The sequence below is a fragment of the Bradyrhizobium sp. P5_C11_2 genome (genome assembly GCF_054049755.1).
This window is the reverse complement of record NZ_JBFULT010000642.1, coordinates 1-3,956: the sequence shown is the minus strand read 5'-3', so window position 1 is coordinate 3,956 and position 3,956 is coordinate 1. Positions and strand designations below refer to the sequence as shown.

Annotated in this window: 4 protein-coding genes; 1 reads left to right on the top strand and 3 read right to left on the bottom strand. The window is 65.0% G+C overall.

The features are described 5' to 3' along the window. Positions 1-163: 163 nt before the first annotated feature. The 3 genes from ACXJL8_RS35940 to ACXJL8_RS35930 form a co-directional block, all read right to left on the bottom strand. Complete coding sequence (locus ACXJL8_RS35940) at positions 164-808, bottom strand: hypothetical protein (RefSeq protein ID WP_456618274.1); 645 nt, start codon at positions 806-808, stop codon at positions 164-166. Positions 809-973: 165 nt separating this feature from the next. Then, complete coding sequence (gene gpt / locus ACXJL8_RS35935; protein WP_456618275.1) at positions 974-1,501, bottom strand: xanthine phosphoribosyltransferase; 528 nt, start codon at positions 1,499-1,501, stop codon at positions 974-976. A 28-nt stretch (positions 1,502-1,529) separates the two neighbouring features. Continuing rightward, positions 1,530-2,267, bottom strand: a complete 738-nt coding sequence (locus ACXJL8_RS35930) for a competence/damage-inducible protein A (protein ID WP_456618276.1) — start codon at positions 2,265-2,267, stop codon at positions 1,530-1,532. Positions 2,268-2,548: 281 nt separating this feature from the next. Between ACXJL8_RS35930 and ACXJL8_RS35925 the strand changes: the two genes are divergently transcribed. Continuing rightward, positions 2,549-3,956: circularly permuted type 2 ATP-grasp protein (locus ACXJL8_RS35925; protein ID WP_456686531.1), on the top strand; the 1,408-nt coding region annotated here is incomplete at its 3' end.

The following is a 3,956-nucleotide window of genomic DNA, read 5'->3' as shown; positions in this document are numbered from 1 at the left end:
GCTGAATTGCAAGGCGATGGTCGAGCGCGCGGAGAAGGATGCGAATGCCGCGAGCGAGGCCGAGCTGACCCGCTGCCGCCAGGTCATCCGCGAATGGGCCCTGCGCGATGCGCGGACGACCGTGGACGAACAAGGACGTCCGCTGAAATAGCCACACGCCGCGCTATGTTTCCTCCCCCGCAAGGGGGGAGGGAGCGCGATGTGCGCTGGGATGCAGTGTGATCTCATAGCCGGCATTCATTGCGCGCAGCGTCGAAGGGGGCGTCAGCAATTGCGCATCTTTGAGTTCACGCGCTCCCACATAGCCCGCCGGCGACCACAGCAGCGCCCTGCCCTGCGTCACCAGAAAACTCTCCTCGCCCTGCTGCACCATTGCGCCGTCGGGAAGCTGGTCGAGCGGCACCAGCAGCGCGTGGAGCCGCTTCCTGCCCTGATCGAGCCGCTCGTGGTGCAGCACCGTGTCGATGTCGTGCATGCGGACAGTATGCAGCCGATTGCCTTTCTCCCACGCAGCCCGGAAGCGATTGGCATCGTCACGGCGGCAGTAGAAGCAGGGGCGATGGCCGGCGGCGAGCGCGGTGGCCTCGTCGAGGAAGAACAGCTCGGTCCAGCTATGCGTCGCCATCACCTCGCGGCGGCGGCCACGGAATTCGCACGTGCAGGTGAGCCATGCCGGCGACGACCATCGCTTTTTGAGCAGCGTCTTGGTCGCGGGATCATGGATGATGCCGCGATTGCCGGTGAACAGGCCACGATGCGGCGTGGCGATGATGTCGCCGGTGGGCGTGACGCGGTTCTGCAGGGGCATGGCGCCAATCTTCTCCCTCTCCCCGTTCTTACGGGGAGAGGGTCGGGGTGAGGGGCTGCATCCACAGATATGGTGGGAGCGCGACTCGCGGAAGCTCCCCCTCACCGGGATGCATCTGGCGATGCAATCCGGCCTCTCCCCGCACGCGGGGAGAGGCGAAGAAGATCACGCCGCGCCGTCGCGGAGCGGCGGGTGGTAGGACAGCGCGGTGTCCCAGGGGAAGAAGATCCAGGTGTCCTGCGAGACTTCGGTGATGAAGGTGTCGACCAGCGGACGCCCCTTCGGCTTGGCGTAGACGGTGGCGAAATGAGCGTCCGGCAGCATTTCGCGCACCAGCTTGCCGGTCTTGCCGGTGTCGACGAGATCATCGACGATCAGGAGCCCCTTGCCGGTGCCGCCGCCGAGCTTCATCGCCGCGTCCGAAATGCCCTTGAGGACCTGGAGCTCGCCCTGCTTGTTATGGTCGTAGCTGGCGATGCAGACGGTATCGATGATGCGCACCCCGAGCTCGCGCGCCACGATCGCGGCCGGCACCAGGCCGCCACGCGTGATCGCGATCACCGCGTGGAACGGGCCGACCTCGTTGAGCCGCCAGGTCAGCGCCCGGCAGTCCCGGTGGAACTGGTCCCACGAGACCGGAAAGGCCTTGCCGGCCTTCTCCTGCGCATTCAGTTCCGGTGCTTCACCAGCCATCGTCGTCTCCTGCTTCGTCTGCCGGCAGCTACCGGGTGATGTTCAATCCCGCCAGCATTTCCTTCACCGCCGCCATCGCCGCCGCCAGCTTGTCCGCGTCGCGCGAGCGCACCACCAGATTGGTGTTCGGCTTCGAGTCTTCGTCCATGAAGGGATAGCTGCCGATGATGGTGTCGGGGTGCTCGGCGGCAATCGCCCGCAGCGGGCTGCCGATGTCGCCCTCCCGCGCGTTGGCGCGGACCGATTCGGACAGCATGCGCACGCCGGATTTCAGCTTGGGCGAGACGATGTCCATCATCGCCTGCATGATCGACGGCACGCCCGCCATCACGATGACATTGCCGATCTTGAAGCCGGGGGCGAGAATCGTCGCGCTCTGGATCAGTTCGGCGCCGTCGGGGATGCGGGCCATGCGCAGGCGGGCCTCGTTGAGGTCCTGCTCGCTCCAGCGCTCGCGGAAACGGGCGACCACCTCCGGGTGATGGTCGATGCCGACGCTGAACGCCTTGGCGACGCTGTCGGCGGTGATGTCGTCATGGGTCGGCCCGATGCCGCCGGTGGTGAAGACGTAGGTGTAGCGATGCCGCAGTGCATTCAAGGCGGCGATGATGTCGTCCTCGTCGTCGGAGACGACCCGGACTTCCTTGAGATCGATGCCGATATTGGTCAGGTACTCGGCGATGAAGCCGATATTCTTGTCCTTGGTCCGGCCGGACAGGATTTCATCCCCGATGACCAGAATGCCCGCCGTGACGATCTCGCTCATGCCTTAAGTCCCTTAACCTGTCGCGCCGAATTTGCCGGGGTAACGCGTTGAAGTCACGCGGTTTTGCTGCCGAAATAAGCAGTCCTCAGCCATTTTTTCAGGCAAGCCCCCGGCCATCCCCGGCAAATGTCGCAAGTCCATGCTTATCGCGCTGGCCCGGCCCTTGCTACCACCTAGGAAAGTCATGCACTCTTGCCGCATGGCCACAGGACGTTGCGGTCTTCACCGAGGCCTGGCGACCTGACCATTGGCTGCAACGCCTGGGGGAACAGTCGGGATCTATGGCAGTCGCGTTTGATGAAATGAATATTCCAGGTGGGGACCTTCGCCCCGCCTATCAGGAGCTGGCGCGCTGGCTCAAGGAGACACCTCCCGAGGCGCTCGAATATCGCCGCCAGGAGGCCGAGCTCCTGTTCCGCCGGATTGGCATCACCTTTGCGGTCTATGGCGATTCCGAGTCGACCGAGCGCCTGATCCCCTTCGACGTGATCCCGCGGATCATGTCCGGCAAGGAGTGGGCGCTGCTGGAGAAGGGCCTCAAGCAGCGCGTGCGTGCGCTGAACATGTTCCTGCGCGACATCTATCACGGCCGCGACATCCTGCGCGCCGAGGTGGTGCCCGACGACCTGATCTTCCAGAACCCGGTGTTCCGGCCCGAGATGAACGGCCAGCAGGTGCCGCACGACGTCTACGTGCACATCGCCGGCATCGACATCGTCCGGGTCGACGCCGAAGACTTCATCGTGCTGGAGGACAATGCGCGTACGCCGTCCGGCGTGTCCTACATGCTGGAAAACCGCGAGATCATGATGCGGCTGTTTCCGGACCTGTTCGCCCGCCACAGGGTGGCGCCGGTGGAACGCTATCCGGACGAGTTGCTCTCCGCTCTTCGCTCGGTCGCGCCCCAGGGCGCCTCGGGCGAGCCGACCGTCGCCCTGCTCACGCCCGGCGTCTACAACTCGGCCTATTACGAGCACTCCTTCCTCGCCGATAAGCTCGGCATCGAGCTCGTGGAGGGGCGTGACCTCATCATCAAGAACAACGAAGTGTTCATGCGGACGACCGAGGGGCTGAAACGGGTCGACGTGATCTATCGCCGCGTCGACGACGATTTCATCGACCCCCTCACCTTCCGCCCCGATTCCGTGCTCGGCGTGCCCGGGCTGATGTCGGCCTACGCGGCCGGCAACATCACGCTGGCCAATGCCGTCGGCACCGGCATCGCCGACGACAAGGCGATCTACTCCTACATGCCGGACATCGTGAAATTCTATCTCGGCGAGGAGCCGATCCTGAAGAACGTGCCGACATGGCGCTGCCGCGAGCCGAAGGACCTCGCTTATGTGCTCGACAATCTCGGCGACCTCGTCGTGAAGGAGGTGCACGGCTCCGGCGGCTACGGCATGCTGATCGGCCCCGCCGCGACCAAGGCAACCATCGAGGCCTTCCGCGAAAAGCTCAAACGCGAGCCGGAAGGCTTTATCGCCCAGCCGACGCTGGCGCTCTCGACCTGCCCGACCTGCACGGCGTCCGGCCTCGCGCCGCGCCACGTCGACCTGCGGCCCTTCGTGCTCACCGGCAGCAAGAGCACCACCATCGTGCCCGGCGGGCTGACACGCGTCGCGCTGAAGGAAGGCTCCCTGGTGGTGAATTCGAGCCAGGGCGGCGGCACCAAAGACACCTGGATAC